We start from the raw sequence: 15,831 nt of genomic DNA, 5'->3' as shown, positions 1-15,831 counted from the left end.
AAATGGGAACCGGTTTCCTCGAACAAACGGGAAACCGTTTGTCCAGAGATGATGCTCAGCCAAAAACCGCCTTCATCCGCCCGTCATGAAATCATGGTCAAGAGCGCGCATGAAGCGCGCGACCTCAGTTGATTCGGCTCAGCCGCCTCACTTCGAAATCGTGCCCGCCCGGGTGCGCTGGAGCGAAGCGAGGGCCGCCGTGTGGGTGCCGTTCCGCCATCGCATCAAGGCATCCGTCGATCCGAGCAAAGGACCGCCATGCGCATCCTGATGGTCACCGACGCCTGGCGCCCTCAAGTCAACGGCGTCGTCCATACGCTGGAGCGGCTTACCGAAACGCTGAAATCCTTTGATGTCGAGGTCGACTTCCTGACCCCGAACATCTTTCGCACCTTGCCCTTGCCGACCTATCCCGACATCCGGCTGGCACTGACCACGCCCGGCAACGTCGCGCGGTTGATCGATCAGCGCAAGGCCGACCACATCCACATCGTCACCGAGGGACCGCTCGGCATCATGGCGCGGCGCTATTGCCGCAACGCCGGCCGTCCTTTCACCACCAGCTATCACACCCGCTTTCCCGAATATCTCAGCGCCCGCCTGCCGGTGCCGGAGAGCTGGGCCTACCGCTGGCTGCGCGATTTCCACAATTCCGGACAAGGCACGCTGGTTGCCACACAGTCGCTGGCCGACGATCTCGCCGCGCGCGGCTTCAACAAGCTCAGGCCGTGGACGCGCGGCGTCGACACCGACCATTTCCGCCCGGACAAGAAGAAGGACCTCGGCTTTCCCGGCCCGGTGTTCCTGTGCGTCGGCCGTGTCGCCATTGAAAAGAACCTGGGCGCCTTCCTCGATCTCGATCTCCCCGGCAGCAAGGTCATCGTCGGCGAGGGGCCGGAACTGGCCAAGCTCAAGGCGAAGTACCCGCAGGCCCATTTCCTTGGCCACCGTCCGAACGACGAACTGGCGGAAATCTACGCCTCTGCCGATGTCTTCGTTTTCCCGAGCCGCACCGACACGTTCGGCAACGTCATCATCGAGGCGCTGGCCAGCGGCACGCCGGTCGCCGCCTATCCGGTCACCGGGCCGATCGACATCGTCGGCGACGGCATCGGCGGGGCGGTGTCGATCGATCTGCGCGAGGCCGCGCTCGCCGCGCTAAACGTCGACCGCGCCGAGGCGCGCGAACGCGCCATGCGTTACAGCTGGAAAGCCTGCGCCGAAATGTTCATGGACACGGTCGAAGAGGCGCTTGGCACCAAGCGGAAGCTTGCCGCCTGATACACCAGCGCGCAGGATGTAACGAGTTCCAGGTCAGGTCGAGCCGGGAATGGTGCATCAGCCTCGGCGATGCCGATCGGTGGCAGTTGCGTGGCCTCTTCAATGGCGCCCACTCGCTCCTTGCGAGAGCTTGTGCGGCGGTTTCTTGCGGTGCATTATTCTGCGTGTGTAGTTCCCTGTGGGATTGACGCCGATTTCAACGCTGGACGAGTTGCCTGCTTTATTGCCGAAGCGTCGCGTCGTGCGCATCAGCAAAACCGTTGCGCGGGTGTTCGACTATTGCCGTGCGAATGCCTGGCCACTGTTCTTGGCTGCCTGGTTTCCCTGCTTTCTGACGACGATCTGTCTGACGGTGCTTGCTCTTATTCTTTTTGCCGATCCGGAGCAGGCGCCCGCCTGGCTTCTATCGCGCGGCTTTGACCCCAGGACTTGGCTTTCCGCGATTGTTGCCGCTCCGTTCTCGGCGATGGTCTTTGCGTTTGTTCTGGACCGCATGGCAAACGCGCCCGAGCACGGCCGTGTCGTTATTCGGCGAGGCATTGAAGGTGTTAAACCCTTCGCTATCCCGGGCATGCGCTTTGAGCTCGGCCAGCGGATTCTTTTGGCTGCGTTGCTTCTGGCGACCATTCAGCTTCTTTGCGGCTTTGCGGTCGCCGGCGAGCACAGACTGCTTGTAGCCGGCCTGCTGGCCACACATGACTTGCCGCTCAGACCCGAGGACATCGCGCCTTGGACGTCGGCGATGGGAGTCGCCAACGCGTTCGCGGGTGGTGTTGTCCTTGTCTGGACATATCTCTTTGTCGGCGATTTTCTGTGGACGGGGTCGTTTGACCCAATCGGGTGCTGGCGTGCGCTCGACGGCAATCGCCTACGTTTCGTCGCCATAATGTTCATCGTTCTCGCGATCGTTGCCATACTCAAATATGGGCTGATCCTGGCCGCAGGCTTGATCCTGATTCCCGCTGATGCCGCGCCGCCTTCCTTCTTGAACCTCATGCTGATGCATTTCGGCCTCGCCTTGCCGTTCGACGTCCTGCATCTTGTGCTCTCGGCCGCAACGGTCGGAACCATTCTCGGCGCATTCCGGCCCCAACCTCTTCGCCAGTCCTAGAACAGCCGCCCGCCGTCCGGCACCTTGCGCTCGATGGCGCCGAGCACCACGGCGCCCTCTTCGTCGGGAAAGCCGAGCGTCAGCACTTCGGACATGAACGGACCGATCTGGCGCGGCGGGAAATTCACCACCGCAAACACCTGCCGGCCGATCAGCGTTCCCGGCGCATAATATTTGGTGATCTGCGCCGAGGATTTCTTCACGCCAATATCGGGGCCGAAATCGATCTTCAGCTTGAACGCGGGCTTGCGCGCCTCGGGGAAAGGCTCAGCCTCGACGATGGTGCCGGCACGGATGTCGACACGATCGAAATCGGCAAAGCTGATCTCGGGCTTGCGCGCGCTGCTCGAACTCATCTTCTTTTCTTAGCGACGATCAGGCGTTACCGTAGGTCTCGAACAGGACGCCGGCCAGCGCATCCTTGGCCGAGGTTCCCGACCAGACAACGAACTGGAAGGCCTGAAAATAACATTCACAGGCTTCCAGCGCCGACGACAAAAGCACCTCGACCTGCTGGCTCGACGGTTCGACCCCGCCGGCGAGCAGCAGCGACTGGCGAAACATGATCGCGCCCTCCTGCTCCCAGAGATCGAAATGGCCAAACAGCATCTGCTCGTTGATCAGCGACAGAAGCCGCATCACTTCCAACGCACGGGCTTCCGGCACCTTGATGTCGAACGCGCAGGCCAGATGCAGCGCCTCGAAATCCTCCATCCACGAGAAGGAGACATGATAGTCCGTCCAGCTGCCGGCGACCGAGATCGAGATTTCGTCATCGCCGGCCCGCTCAAAGGCCCAGTCGTTGTTATGGGCCACCTGCTCGATGACATCCACCGGATGGATTTCGCGGGAGAATTCGAGTTCGAGAAGTTCCATGGAATGCTTCCTGTGTTCAGGGGAGCGCCACACGCTCCGCGGGGCACACACGACGAACAATCTTGCCTAGAACTCGGACGGCCAGGACTTCACGACACAAAGACCCCGGACCGGACCCCACCGCCCGGCCGCATGACCCTGCTCCGAATCATGCAACAAATTCAGTCTATTGATCGGGAGTCGCGTGAACAGCCTAATTTTTCGCACTGCGTCATCCGCATGTGGAAAGGCACTGTCACAAAGATTCATGCATCGCCGGTAAACGATTCACGGCAAAGCACTTTTTCGGATTGCGCTTTGTGGAAAAGTTTAAAGATTATTTTTTTGCTTTGGGCTTTGCCGCCGCCGCAGGTGCGGCCTGACCGGTCAATTCGGCAAGCCTGGCCTCGAGCGCATCGATGCGCGCGGCCAGCTTTGTGTTTTCTTCCCGGGCCTTGGCGGCCATGTCGCGGGCAGCCTCGAACTCTTCGCGCTGCACCACATCCATGGTGTTGAGGAGGCGCTCGGCTTGGCCCTTGAAGGCAGTCTCGACCTCGCGGCGCACGCCTTGCGCGGCACCCGCGGCATCGGTCATCAGCTTGGCGAATTCATCGAGAATGCGGTTCGGTCCGGTCGACATGGCAAATCCTCGCTTGGTCGAATTGAGGTAATGGCGCCGTGTGCGGAATGCAAGAACGTTGCGATGGCTGCGGCATCGCACCTCGGCTGCCCAGCCCTGTACGTGATGGCGCGACGTCGCCTATTGTAGTGCTTTCAAGTCGACCTGCGTCAAGTCGCTCTGATCAAGGATCAACCAATGGCATCACCCCCGCGCCGACCGATAAATCCGATGGAAGCCGCAGAAGCAGCCTTCAAGCCGATCAAAAAACCGGCGCCACCAATTCGCGAACCTTCGACCGCACCAAACGTCAGGGAGCTCGTTTCGATCAGGATCGACCGGGCCGTACTGGATCATTTCCAGGAAGATGGTCCCGGCTGGCAGGACAGGATCAACGACGCCCTCAGGCAATTGGTCGCCGGCAAGCCTCAGGGTTGAACTCGCCATCTGTGGCGAATAGGGCAATCACCACCTTGCCTTGACCCCGCCAAAACCCTGCCGCATGGTCCGCGCCCGAACGCGAGCCCTTCTGGGAGACCCTGTTGAACGACTATTTCCTGCTGCCGATGGCGTCGCTGCCTTTCCCCAACATTGACCCGATCCTGGTCCAGATCGGCCCGCTGGCGGTGCATTGGTACGGCATTGGCTACATCGTCGGCATCCTGTTTGCCTGGTGGTATGCCAAGCGGCTCGTCACCAACACCAGGCTGTGGCCTGACGGCGTCTTGCCGATGAAACCCATCGACCTCGACGATTTCATCGTCTGGGCCGCCGTCGGCGTGGTGCTTGGCGGGCGCACCGGCTACGTGCTGTTCTACGACCTCAAGCGCTACATCGACCACCCGCTCGACATCTTCGCCGTCTGGCAGGGCGGCATGTCGTTCCATGGCGGTTTGCTCGGCGTCATCCTCGCCATGACGCTGTTTTCCATCAAGCGCGGCATCCGCACCTGGTCGCTGTTCGATGTCGTGGCGGCCGGCGTGCCGGTCGGTCTCGGTCTCGTCCGCATTGCCAACTTCGTCAACGCGGAACTGTGGGGTCGCGTGACCGATGTGTCGTGGGGCGTCGTCTTTTGCAACGAGCGCCTCCAGCAGACGGTGGCGGGCTGCGTCGCTGGCCTCGAACCGCGCCATCCGAGCCAGCTCTACGAGGCCTTGCTCGAGGGCCTGGTGCTGTTCCTGGTCCTGCGGTTCCTTACCCATTCGCGGCTGAAGCTGAAGACACCGCGCTTCGTCGGCGGCGCCTTCATCTGCGGTTACGGCCTGTCGCGCATCTTCGTCGAGTTCTTCCGCGAGCCCGACCAGCAACTTGGCTACCTCCTCGGCGGCTGGCTCACCATGGGCATGGTGCTGTCGCTGCCGATGGTGCTCGCCGGCATCTGGGCGATGGCCACCGCCAGGCCGGTGCCGCAGCCACAGCCGGCATGACACGGCTGAAAACCCGCATTGTCGACCTGATCGGTGCGCTAGGCCCCCTTCCCGTCAACGAGTACATGGCGCTCTGCCTGTTCGATCCCAGCGATGGCTACTACACGACGCGCGAGCCGTTCGGCGCCGAGGGCGACTTCGTCACCGCGCCGGAGATCAGCCAGATGTTCGGCGAACTCGTCGCCGTCTGGCTGTATCAGGCCTGGTCGGCGATCGGCCGGCCGCTGCCGGTCACCATCGCCGAAATCGGCCCCGGCCGCGGCACGCTGATGAAGGACATACTGCGTACCCTGGCGCGGCTGGATCCCACACTCGCAGCCGGTGCGTCCTTCGCCCTGATCGAGACCAGCCCGCGCCTGGCTGAAATCCAAAAGCAGACGCTTGCCGACAGTTCAGCTGAGGTCGGCTGGCACGAAACCATCGCCACGCTGCCGCAGGCGCCGCTGCTGATCGTCGGCAACGAATTGTTCGACGCGGTGCCGATCCGCCAGTTCATTCGCGCCGACGCCGGATGGCGCGAACGGATGATCGGCCTGGATGTGTCAGATGAACTGAGCTTCTTCGCCGGCGCCGGCTCGGTCGACGCGACGCTGCTGCCGGACAATGCCGCCGAGGCGCCGCAAGGTTCTATTTTCGAAGTAGCACCGGCCCGCGCGGCGCTGATGGCGGCCATTGCCGAATACATAGCCGGCCACGGCGGCGCCGGGCTATTCCCTGACTACGGCCATCTCCAGCCCGGTTTCGGCGACACGTTGCAGGCCGTGCGCAAGCACGCTCCCGAAGACGTGCTGGCCAATCCTGGTGAAGCCGATCTCACCGCCCATGTCGACTTCGCAGCGCTGGCCGCTGTCGTGCGGGCGCTTGGCCTCGATGTGGAATTGACCACGCAGGGCGACTTCCTGCTTTCCATGGGTTTGCTCGAACGGGCCGGCCTGCTGGGTAGCCAGGCAAGCGACGAGGCAAAACAAACCATTACCGACGCCGTCGAGCGCCTGGCCGGCCCCGACGCCATGGGCACGCTGTTCAAGGTTCTTAAAATCCTGCCCCACCAGCCAGGCTGACAAGAGCAATTCCAGGAAAAGTGTGAGCGGTTTTTCCGGGAAAAGCGCGTAGCGCTTTCCCTTGGGAATTGCGTCAACACAAAGAGATAGAGCGGTTCGCCGTTTCCGTGAAACGGTGAAACGCACTAGAGGTCGTTTACAAGCCGCTCCGCCACACCGCCAAGATAGGTCTCCCAGACATGATCGCACATCAGCCGGCGATAGTGGCGCGTGCTGATCAGGCCGCGATACGAAGCGCCGCCGACATGAAAGAAGCTGTTGTCCATCATGCGATGGTCGGCCTCGATGCCGCCGAGCTTCAGGCTGATCGTGGTCTTCTCGGCATTGACGATATTGCTGTCGTCCAGCCTGTCGCGCAGCATCGGCCAGTTGCCGCCGCCAGTATCGAGCCCGGTGTCGAAGCGCGGCGTGAAATCGAGCTCAAGGTCCTCGACGACGGAAAAGCGAAAGAAGCAAAGCCCCGCCCAGAAATACCAACCTTCATGGCCTCTTTTGGCGGGGTATTTGGTGCCGTAGGCGTCCGTGCCCGCCATGCGCGTGGCTATATCGAGGGCAACCACCGGAAAGCAGTCATGGTCGAGAAAGCCGAACAGGTCGGGCCGCAGCGGGCGCACGATGTTATGAAAAACCCAGTTCATCGAAATGCCATGCGACCGGTTCGGATTCCATTCGGGATTTCGCGGCAAGCCGAAATAAGCAATGCCGCGCCGCTGGCAGATGGCCTCGATCGCCTGCCGCGCCGCGGGCTTGGACGAATTGTCGATGACCACCAGGGTCATCCCGCTCGAATAGGTCAGCCATGCCTTGGTCAGCGCATCGATGACCCAGGGCGTGTTGTAGGCGATGGAGAAGCAAAAATGCCGGGCGCCGGTTCGCCGCAGACCTTCGGCGAATTCCGCTCCCGACGCCGCATTGCGTGAGCGGAAATAGCCTTTCACCAGCGCGTTGCGAAAATCCTTCGCCTTGCGCACCTGGCGATTTCGGTGGATCTGTCGGATCAGGCTTTTGACTGGATTCCAGCCCATGCACTTTCGCCCGCCCCGGAAATTGTCTGGCCATTGCCTATAGTCGAATGCCCGCTTTTCGCCAACTCGGAGCCAATGCGGCATGGCTGCCGCATTGGCTTGGCCGAACTTCGCCTTGACGAAAGCGCTGGCGCGGACAACAAACCCATCCATGCTGAATCAGACCAAACCGGATCCTGTTCGCTCGCCGCTGCTGGAAGCGGCGAAGCCGCGAGGCATCCGCCATGGCTACTTCACCCGTATCGGCGGTGTCTCCAGCGGCATCTACCAAGGGCTCAACATCGGCACCGGCTCGGATGACGACCAGACGCTGGTCGCCGAGAACCGCCGCCGCGTCGCTGCCTGGATGGGCGTGCCGGCCAGCCATCTCTTGACTGCGCATCAGGTTCACTCGCCCGACGTCGTCATCGTGAACGAACCCTTCCCCGGTCCACGGCCCAAGGCCGACGCCGTCGTCACCGACCGGCCGGGCATCGCCATCGGCGCCTCGACAGCCGATTGCGGCCCGGTGCTGTTTGCCGATGCAGAGGCGCGCGTCATCGGCGCGGCGCATGCCGGCTGGAAGGGCGCTTTCACCGGCGTGCTTGAAAACACCATTGCGGCGATGGAAAGCCTCGGCGCCCGCCGAGAGCGCATCGTTGCTGTTCTCGGTCCTTCCATCGGCCCTGAAAACTACGAAGTCGGGCCGGAATTCGTCGCCCGTTTTGTCGAAGCCGATGCCGAAAACATCAGCTATTTCATCCCTTCGGCCAATCCGGGGCATGCGATGTTCGACCTCAACCTCTATACGGTCGACCGGCTGAAAAAGGCTGGCGTGATCGCCGAGGGGCTTGGCCGCTGTACTTATGCCGAGGAGGATCTCTTCTATTCCTACCGGCGCACCACGCATCGCAAGGAACCGGACTACGGTCGGCAGGTTTCGGCAATTGTTTTGGAGAATGAATAATGGCGCTGCATTTCGAACGCTCGGAGTTTGACGCCCGGCGTGACCGGCTGATGATCGAGATGACCGAGAAGAAGCTCGACGCAGTGCTGCTCTTCGCCCAGGAGAGCATGTACTGGCTGACCGGCTACGACACGTTTGGCTTCTGCTTCTTCCAGTGCCTGGTGGTAAAGGCCGATGGCTCGATGGTGCTTTTGACCCGGTCGGCCGATCTGCGCCAGGCGCGCCACACCTCGATCATCGACAAGATCGTCCTTTGGACCGACCGCGACGGCGCCAACCCGGCGATCGACCTGCGCAACCTGCTCAACGACCTCAATCTGCTCGGCGCCCGCATCGGCGTCGAATACGACACCCATGGCCTGACCGCCTTCAATGGCCGCCGCGTCGACGAGCAGTTGCAGACCTTCGGCCAGATCGCCGACGCCTCCGGCATTGTCGGTCGTCTGCGCCTGTTCAAGAGCCCGGCCGAAATCGCCAAAGCCGAAAAGGCCGCCAACCTGTCCGACGACGCGCTCGACGCGGCCCTGCCGCTGATCAAGCAGGGAGGCGACGAAGCCTTGATCCTTGCCGCCATGCAGGGCGCGGTCTTTGCCGGCGGCGGCGACTATCCGGCCAATGAATTCATCATCGGCTCGGGCGTCGACGCACTGCTCTGCCGTTACAAGGCCGGGCGCCGCAAACTGACCAAGAACGACCAGCTGACGCTCGAATGGGCCGGCGTCTTCCACCACTATCACGCCCCGATGATGCGCACCGTGCTGACCGGCAAGGTGTCGAAGCGCCATCAGGAGCTGTTCGACGCCGCCCGCGCCGCCCTGCTGGCGGTCGAGAAGGCGATGACGCCGGGCAACACCTTCGGCGACGTCTTCGACGCCCATGCCCGCACGCTGGAAGCGCATAATTTGACCAAGCACCGGCTCAACGCCTGCGGCTACTCGGTCGGGGCTCGCTTCACCCCGTCCTGGATGGACATGCCGATGTTCTACCAGGGCAATCCCGAGCCGATCGCGCCCAACATGACGCTGTTCGCGCACATGATCATCATGGACTCCGAAACCGAGACGGCAATGACGCTTGGCCGCACCTACCTGACCACCGAATCCCAGCCGAAGCCGCTTTCGCGCCATGATCTCGACTTGATCGTACAGTGAATCCATAATGGCTGGTCCACGCGGGCGCGTTCACGGCTAAGGAGTTTCGGGCAGATGAGACGATCGCGTGTGACGACCGTGTCATTGCTCGCAGCGCTTGTGCTGGCCGGTTGCACCAACGCCAAGGACGTCCTCGAACCGTCCGCCATCACGCCGCCGGCAGCCTCTGCCCAACCGGCCCAGCCTCCGTCGGCAACCCCAGGCACCGCGCCAGCTGGCACGCCCTCGCCGCCGGCCGTCGGCGCCACAACACCCGCCAATCCCGCGCAGAGCGCCGCCGCCCTGTCGAAGACGCGGCTGCAGATCGCACCGATCGTCGGCGCCTCGGTGGAAGCGGCAACGCCGCTGACAGCCGAACTCCAGACCCGCGCCAGGCAGCGCGGCATCACCCTTGCCGGCAGCACCGATCAGACAGCCACCCATGTGCTGAAGGGCTACTTCTCGACCATGACGGAAGGCAAGGACACCACCGTCATCTATGTCTGGGACGTCTATGACCCCGCCGGCAACCGGCTGCACCGCATCAACGGCCAGCAGAAGGCGGCCTCAGTCAGTGGCGCCGAAGGCTGGCCCGCCGTCGCCCCCGCTACCATGCAGGCAATCGCCGACCAGACGATCGACCAGTTCGCGGCCTGGCTCGGCAGCAGCGCCGGCTGATCCGCCTGGTACCGCCATTCGTCACGCGTTGACGTTTTTGAGATTAGCCGGCGGAATCCGGTTGACGAGGCTTGCAATACCGGCACGGCTCGCTAAAAGCCCGGTTAAGAGGCTTTCGAGAGTCTGTCGCGCCTCTCCATCCTTCGCCAGGAACGGTGCATGAAGCTTTTCGCGGGCAATTCCAACCGGGTGCTGGCCGAAGCGGTCGCCCGCTATCTCAACGTCCCGCTGGGAAAGGCCAGCGTCAGACGCTTCGCCGATCAGGAAATCTTCGTCGAAATCCAGGAAAACGTGCGCGGCGAGGATGTCTTCATCCTGCAGTCGACCTCGTTTCCGACCAACGATCATCTGATGGAACTGCTCATCATGATCGATGCCTTCATGCGCTCCTCGGCCAAGCGCATTACCGCGGTCATCCCCTATTTCGGCTACGCCAGGCAGGATCGCCGCGCCTCGGGCCGTACGCCCATTTCGGCCAAGCTGGTCGCCAACATGATCACCCGCGCCGGTGTCGACCGCGTTTTGACGCTCGATCTCCATGCCGGCCAGATCCAGGGTTTTTTCGACATTCCGACCGACAATCTGTTCTCGGTGCCGGTGATGGCACGCGACGTGAAGGCGAAATACAAGCAGCTTGCCAATGTCGTCGTCGTCTCGCCCGATATCGGTGGCGTGGTGCGCGCCCGTGCGCTGGCCAAGCGTTTCGACGCCCAACTGGCCATCGTCGACAAGCGCCGCGAACGCCCCGGTGAATCCGAAGTGATGAACATCATCGGCGCCGTTGCCGGAAAGGATTGCCTGTTGATCGACGACATCGTCGATTCCGGCGGCACGCTGTGCAACGCCGCCGATGCTCTGCTCGCCAACGGCGCCACCAGCGTCACTGCCTACATCACCCATGGCGTGCTGTCTGGCGGCGCGGTGGCTCGTATCGCCGGCTCGAAGCTGCAGGAACTGGTGATCACCGATTCCATCCAGCCGACGCAGGGCGTGCTCGACGCGCCGAACATCCGCGTCATCTCCATCGCCGACCTGATGGGCGAGGCGATCTCGCGCACGGCAACCGAAGAGTCCGTGTCGAGCCTGTTCGACTAAGCGGACGCACACATTAGCGGCCCGTAATCTGCACTGTTGCGGGAACCAGACGTTTCTCCTGACGCGCTTGGCATGGCATACTGCTCCTCCAAACAATGGAGGAGTAGCAGATGCGGCGAAGGACTTTGCTCGGGCTTGCGGTTTCCATCGCGGCCGCCTTTTCGGCGCCGGCGGCCTGGGCCGCGGATTTCCCGGATCGGACCATCACAATGGTTGTTCCCTTTTCCGCTGGCGGCTCGACGGATCTGGTCGCGCGCCTCGTCGCCAACAAGATGTCCGAAAAACTCGGCCAGCAGATTGTCGTCGAAAATGTCGGCGGCGCCGGCGGCAGCATTGGTGCTGCCCAGGTCGCCCGGGCCGAACCGGACGGCTACACAATCCTCATGGGCACGGTTGCGACACACGCGCTCAACCCTCTTATCCTGAAGACAAAGCCCTACGATGCGGAGAAGGATTTTGCGCCGATATCGCTGCTTGTCCTGGTGCCGAACGTCCTGGTCGTGAACCCTACGTTCCCCGCCAAGGACGTCAAGGAACTGATCGAGATGCTGAAGAAGGACCCGGACAAATACGCCTACGCCTCCTCGGGCAATGGCACCCCGCTGCATCTCTCCGGCGAGCTTTTCAAGACGATGGCCGGCGTCAGCATGCAGCACATTCCCTACAAGGGCGCCGGACCGGCCTTGAACGACGTCATTGGCAATCAGGTGCCGATGATGTTCGACAACCTTCCGTCCTCGTCGGGTCATATCAAGAGCGGGACGCTGAGAGCGCTCGGCGTTACCACCAAGGAGCGCGTCCCCTCCTTCCCCGACATACCGGCCATTGCCGAAACCATTCCCGGCTATGAAACCTACAGCTGGAATGCTTTGTTCGCACCCGCGGGCACGCCGCCGGAAGTGATTGCCGTGATTCAGAAAGCGGCAGTTGAATCCCTGAAAGATCCAGACGTGATTGCCCGCATGGCCCAGTTCAGCGCCTCGATCGTGGCCTCCACCCCGGAGGAGCTTGGAGCGCATGTGAAAGCCGAGCTCGCCAAATGGGAGCCGATCGTCAAGGCCAGCGGCGTCCAGATGGACTAGCGGCGTCCGCTCCGGTGCCCCTCAGGGTTGCCGGGGCCTCAAGCCGAGGCGGGGCTCGCCGCACGGCTTCGCCACTGTCGCGCGCGCCGCGCATATAGCCGCGCGGCGAGGCGCCGAGCATGCGCTTGAACATGGTGATGAAGGCCGGCACGCTGTCATAGCCGAGGTCGAGCGCCACCCTGGTGATCGGCTCGCCGTCAGCGAGCCTGGGCAGTGCTGCAAACAGGCAGGCCTGTTGGCGCCATGTCGACAAGGAAAGCCCGGTCTGGCGGTGGAAGGCGCGGGTGAAAGAGCGCCGGCTCATCCCGGCGGCATCGGCCCACTCGTCGATCGTGGCATGCGGAGACGGTGCGGCGACAAAGCGCCGGCAGAGCGCTGCCAGCCTGGGATCGGACGGGAACGGCAGCCCGAGCGGCCGTTCCGGCAAGATCGGGATTTCATGCAACAGCAGGTTCATGATCAGCCCGCCGCGTCCTTCCAGTTCGCCGCCTTGCGGTAGCTTTTCTGATTCGACGATCAGGCTGTGCATAAGTTCGGTAACGCCGACGACGCGCAAACCTTCCGGCAGCCCGGGGATCGCGCCCGGCATGACATAGACGGAGCGCATCGAAACATCACCCAGCATTTCGACGGAATGCTCGGTGCCGGCCGGTATCCACATTGCGTGGTCGGGCGGCACCATCCAGCGCCCGTACCGAGTCGTCACCAGCACGACACCGACCAGCGCATGCAACAACTGGCTGCGGCTGTGGCGGTGTTGCGGCACATGATAACCGTCGGGATATTCGGTCGGCAAAGCCACCGCCGGCCCGGAAACTTCCTCGAGCCATTGCCAGCGGCTTTCGTGCAATCGGCCGAGATCGGCATTGCCGGCGCGGAAGACGTCCCTGCCATGTGGCATTGGCTATGGCCCACTTGCGAAACTATTGGACCAAACCACGAAAGAAGTCGCCTCGCAAGCGGCTTATAAGGCAGTCGTCCCCCAAGGCGCTTCAGACGAGCGTCCTTAAGACGGTCCGCAAGATGCGTCCGCCAAGCCTGCCTGCGGGCAAACGCCCGCCAAAAAGACCTCGGAGCCTGCCTTGACCGATACGACAGCCGCCAGCATTGCGCCGCAGCCGAGCGCCAGCCTCCCTTCAGTCCAGGCAACCGCCTTCACCGTCATCCTGGCGGTGAGCTTTTGCCACGGCATCAACGACATCATGCAGTCGCTGCTGCCGGCGATCTATCCGCTGCTGAAAGAGAATTACGGTCTCGATTTCTGGCAAATCGGTCTTTTGACCTTCACCTTCCAGGTCACGGCGTCGCTGCTGCAGCCGATCATCGGCATGATCACCGACAAGCGGCCAATGCCCTATTCACTGCCCTATGGCATGGCGTCCTCGCTGATCGGTCTGATCGTGCTCGCCTATGCCGGCCACTATGCGCTGCTTCTGGTTGGCGCCTCGCTGATCGGCATCGGCTCGGCGATCTTCCATCCGGAATCCTCGCGCATTGCCCGTTTCGCATCGGGCGGCCGCTTTGGTCTGGCGCAATCGCTGTTCCAGGTCGGCGGCAATTTCGGCCAGTCGATGGGGCCGCTGCTCGCCGCCTTCATCGTCGTGCCCTTCGGCCAGACCAGCATCTCCTGGTTCGCCGTTGGCTCGCTGATCGGCATCATCGTTCTGTCGCGGGTCGGCGGCTGGTACAGCCGGATGCGCGCCGCGCAGGGCAGCCGCAAGGCGGCAAGCTTCGTCTCGCCCTTCCCGCGTAAAAAGGTCATGGGAGCGCTGGCGGTGCTGACGCTGCTGGTGCTGACCAAGAACGCCTACATCGCCTCGCTCTCCAGCTACTACACCTTCTATTCCATCCATAAGTTCGGCGTGTCGGTGCAGATGAGCCAGGTCATGTTGTTCCTGTTCCTCGGCGCCTCGGCGCTGGGCATCCTGCTCGGCGGCCCGTTCGGCGACCGCTATGGCCAGAAGGCGATGATCTGGTTCTCGATCGTCGGCGTGCTGCCCTTCACGCTGGCGCTGCCCTACGCCAATTTCGAATGGACGATGGTGCTGACGGTGCTGATCGGCCTGATCCTGTCCTCGGCCTTCTCCAACATCGTCGTCTTCGCGCAGGAACTGGTGCCGGGGCGCGTCGGCACGATCGCCGGCATCTTCTTCGGCTTCGCCTTCGGTATGGGCGGCATCGCGGCCGCCGTGCTCGGCGTCGTTGCCGACATGAAGGGCATCGATTTCGTCTTCCAGGTCTGCTCGTATCTGCCGCTGCTCGGCCTGCTGACGGTGTTCCTGCCCAACATGAAGGAAGCCAGGAAGGCGCAGGCCACCGCCAGCTAGAGCAATTCCAGGAAAAGTGTGATCAGTTTTCCCGGGAAAAGCGCGCAGCGCTTTCCCTTGGGAATTGCGTAAAAACAAAGAGATAGAGCGGTTCGCCGTGAAACGGTGAAACGCTCTAAGACACCGATCTCCAGGACTCGACATAAGGGCGTGGCAGCTGCCGCGCCCTTACTGATTCTTTCCCATGCGCCGGGTGAAAAGCCTGTTAGTGTTCGAAACGTGTGCGCGGGGCGACGCTGCCACAGATCCTCAACGTCTCTGGAGAATGATATGCGCAAGATCGTATTGGCTGTGTTGGGTGTGCTTTTTGTTACCGTGCCGGCTATGGCACGCATCGTTCCCTTTCCTTCGGGTTTCAAGACGCAGTCCGTCGAAACCAACGGCACCAAACTCTATGTGCGCGTCGGCGGGAAAGGTCCCGCGGTCGTGCTGCTGCACGGCTTTGCCGATACCGGAGACATGTGGGGCGCCGCTGCGGTGGCACTTGCGAAGGACCATACCGTCATCGTGCCGGATTTGCGCGGCATGGGTCTGTCCGCTCACCCGGACGCCGGCTACACCAAGAAGAACCAGGCCGTCGACATCGCCGGCATGTTGGACGCGCTGAAGATCGACAAGGCCGACCTGGTCACGCACGACATCGGCAACATGGTCGGCTACGCGCTTGCCGCGCAATATCCCAAGCGCATCACCAAATGGGTCATCATCGATGCGCCGCTGCCCGGCATCGGCGACTGGGAAAAGATCAAGCAAAGCCCGCTGCTTTGGCACTTCAACTTCCGCGGCCCGGATATGGAGCGGCTGGTCGCGGGTCGCGAGCGCATCTATCTCGACCGCTTCTACAATGAGCTTTCGGCCGACCCGAAGAAGATCGACGAGGCAACGCGCAGGCACTACGCCAAACTCTATGCCCGCCCGCATGCGATGCATGACGCCTTCGAGCAGTTCAAGGCCTTTGACCAGGACGCGATCGACAACCAGGCGATGCTCGCCGCTGGCGGTAAACTGACCATGCCGGTGCTGGCAGTTGGTGGGGAAAAATCTGCCGGCACCACGCAGGCCGATACACTGCGGCTTGTTGCGACCGATGTCACCGGTGGCATCGTGCCCGCCTCCGGTCACTGGATCATGGAGGAAAATCCCGACGCCACCGTCAAGCTGATCACGGGTTTTCTCGCCAAATAGGCCCCGCGG

At 62.4% G+C, this 15,831-nt stretch carries 17 protein-coding genes; 12 read left to right on the top strand and 5 right to left on the bottom strand.

From position 1 onward, the window contains the following. The first annotated feature begins 258 nt into the window (after window positions 1-258). Window positions 259-1,281 carry a glycosyltransferase family 4 protein gene (locus AC1D1L_RS04190; RefSeq protein ID WP_477339053.1) on the top strand — a complete coding sequence of 341 codons (1,023 nt, stop codon included), beginning with the start codon at window positions 259-261 and terminating at the stop codon, window positions 1,279-1,281. A gap of 184 nt (window positions 1,282-1,465) precedes the next feature. Further along, entirely contained in the window at window positions 1,466-2,392 is a 927-nt protein-coding gene (locus AC1D1L_RS04185; RefSeq protein ID WP_477339051.1) for a hypothetical protein, read from the top strand. On the opposite strand, the gene AC1D1L_RS04180 is transcribed toward AC1D1L_RS04185, so the two are convergent. From AC1D1L_RS04180 to AC1D1L_RS04170, 3 genes are all read right to left on the bottom strand, one after another. Next, a complete protein-coding gene (locus AC1D1L_RS04180; protein ID WP_142869237.1) occupies window positions 2,389-2,748 on the bottom strand; it encodes a tRNA-binding protein in 360 nt (119 codons plus the stop codon). The genes AC1D1L_RS04185 and AC1D1L_RS04180 overlap by 4 nt on opposite strands. Window positions 2,749-2,767: 19 nt before the next feature. Beyond that, a complete protein-coding gene (locus AC1D1L_RS04175; RefSeq protein ID WP_112396392.1) occupies window positions 2,768-3,268 on the bottom strand; it encodes a type III secretion system chaperone family protein in 501 nt (166 codons plus the stop codon). A gap of 316 nt (window positions 3,269-3,584) precedes the next feature. Further along, the gene (locus AC1D1L_RS04170) at window positions 3,585-3,887 is read right to left on the bottom strand and encodes an accessory factor UbiK family protein (protein WP_477339049.1); all 303 of its coding nucleotides are present in this window, start codon (window positions 3,885-3,887) and stop codon (window positions 3,585-3,587) included. Window positions 3,888-4,064: 177 nt separating this feature from the next. Here AC1D1L_RS04170 and AC1D1L_RS04165 point away from each other — a divergent pair, with 177 nt between their 5' ends. The 3 genes from AC1D1L_RS04165 (at window position 4,065) to AC1D1L_RS04155 (ending at window position 6,354) form a co-directional block, all read left to right on the top strand. Continuing rightward, on the top strand, window positions 4,065-4,304 hold the full coding sequence (locus AC1D1L_RS04165; RefSeq protein ID WP_477339047.1) for a BrnA antitoxin family protein: 240 nt from the start codon (window positions 4,065-4,067) through the stop codon (window positions 4,302-4,304). Between the two features lie 104 nt (window positions 4,305-4,408). Continuing rightward, window positions 4,409-5,293 (top strand): prolipoprotein diacylglyceryl transferase, encoded by an 885-nt coding sequence (gene lgt / locus AC1D1L_RS04160; RefSeq protein WP_477339045.1) that lies wholly within the window; start codon window positions 4,409-4,411, stop codon window positions 5,291-5,293. Further along, a complete protein-coding gene (locus AC1D1L_RS04155) occupies window positions 5,290-6,354 on the top strand; it encodes a class I SAM-dependent methyltransferase (protein WP_477339043.1) in 1,065 nt (354 codons plus the stop codon). The genes lgt and AC1D1L_RS04155 overlap by 4 nt, the downstream gene beginning before the upstream one ends. Window positions 6,355-6,479: 125 nt before the next feature. Here AC1D1L_RS04155 and AC1D1L_RS04150 read toward each other — a convergent pair whose 3' ends face one another. Then, window positions 6,480-7,379: a hypothetical protein gene (locus AC1D1L_RS04150; protein WP_477339041.1), complete on the bottom strand. Its 900-nt coding sequence runs from the start codon at window positions 7,377-7,379 to the stop codon at window positions 6,480-6,482. Between the two features lie 151 nt (window positions 7,380-7,530). On the opposite strand from AC1D1L_RS04150, the gene pgeF reads away from it, so the two are divergent. From pgeF to AC1D1L_RS04125, 5 genes are all read left to right on the top strand, one after another. Next, complete coding sequence (gene pgeF / locus AC1D1L_RS04145) at window positions 7,531-8,325, top strand: peptidoglycan editing factor PgeF (RefSeq protein ID WP_352588480.1); 795 nt, start codon at window positions 7,531-7,533, stop codon at window positions 8,323-8,325. Next, on the top strand, window positions 8,325-9,476 hold the full coding sequence (locus AC1D1L_RS04140; RefSeq protein WP_142869245.1) for a M24 family metallopeptidase: 1,152 nt from the start codon (window positions 8,325-8,327) through the stop codon (window positions 9,474-9,476). The genes pgeF and AC1D1L_RS04140 overlap by 1 nt, the downstream gene beginning before the upstream one ends. A gap of 54 nt (window positions 9,477-9,530) precedes the next feature. Beyond that, a complete protein-coding gene (locus tag AC1D1L_RS04135; protein ID WP_477339039.1) occupies window positions 9,531-10,133 on the top strand; it encodes a hypothetical protein in 603 nt (200 codons plus the stop codon). Window positions 10,134-10,292: 159 nt separating this feature from the next. Further along, window positions 10,293-11,228: a ribose-phosphate pyrophosphokinase gene (locus AC1D1L_RS04130; RefSeq protein ID WP_142869247.1), complete on the top strand. Its 936-nt coding sequence runs from the start codon at window positions 10,293-10,295 to the stop codon at window positions 11,226-11,228. Window positions 11,229-11,338: 110 nt separating this feature from the next. Next, complete coding sequence (locus AC1D1L_RS04125; protein WP_477339037.1) at window positions 11,339-12,310, top strand: Bug family tripartite tricarboxylate transporter substrate binding protein; 972 nt, start codon at window positions 11,339-11,341, stop codon at window positions 12,308-12,310. Here AC1D1L_RS04125 and AC1D1L_RS04120 read toward each other — a convergent pair. Next, entirely contained in the window at window positions 12,282-13,211 is a 930-nt protein-coding gene (locus AC1D1L_RS04120) for an AraC family transcriptional regulator (RefSeq protein ID WP_477339035.1), read from the bottom strand. The two genes, AC1D1L_RS04125 and AC1D1L_RS04120, sit on opposite strands and share 29 nt — an antisense overlap. Window positions 13,212-13,392: 181 nt before the next feature. Here AC1D1L_RS04120 and AC1D1L_RS04115 point away from each other — a divergent pair, with 181 nt between their 5' ends. Beyond that, window positions 13,393-14,637, top strand: coding sequence for an MFS transporter (locus AC1D1L_RS04115; RefSeq protein ID WP_352556403.1), 1,245 nt, complete (start codon window positions 13,393-13,395; stop codon window positions 14,635-14,637). 270 nt (window positions 14,638-14,907) lie between these two features. Then, window positions 14,908-15,822 (top strand): alpha/beta fold hydrolase, encoded by a 915-nt coding sequence (locus AC1D1L_RS04110; protein ID WP_477339033.1) that lies wholly within the window; start codon window positions 14,908-14,910, stop codon window positions 15,820-15,822. Window positions 15,823-15,831 lie beyond the last annotated feature (9 nt).

This window comes from Mesorhizobium sp. P2_D6 (assembly GCF_056404315.1).
Note: the sequence above shows the minus strand (reverse complement) of the source record. Positions and strands in the feature narration are given on the sequence as shown.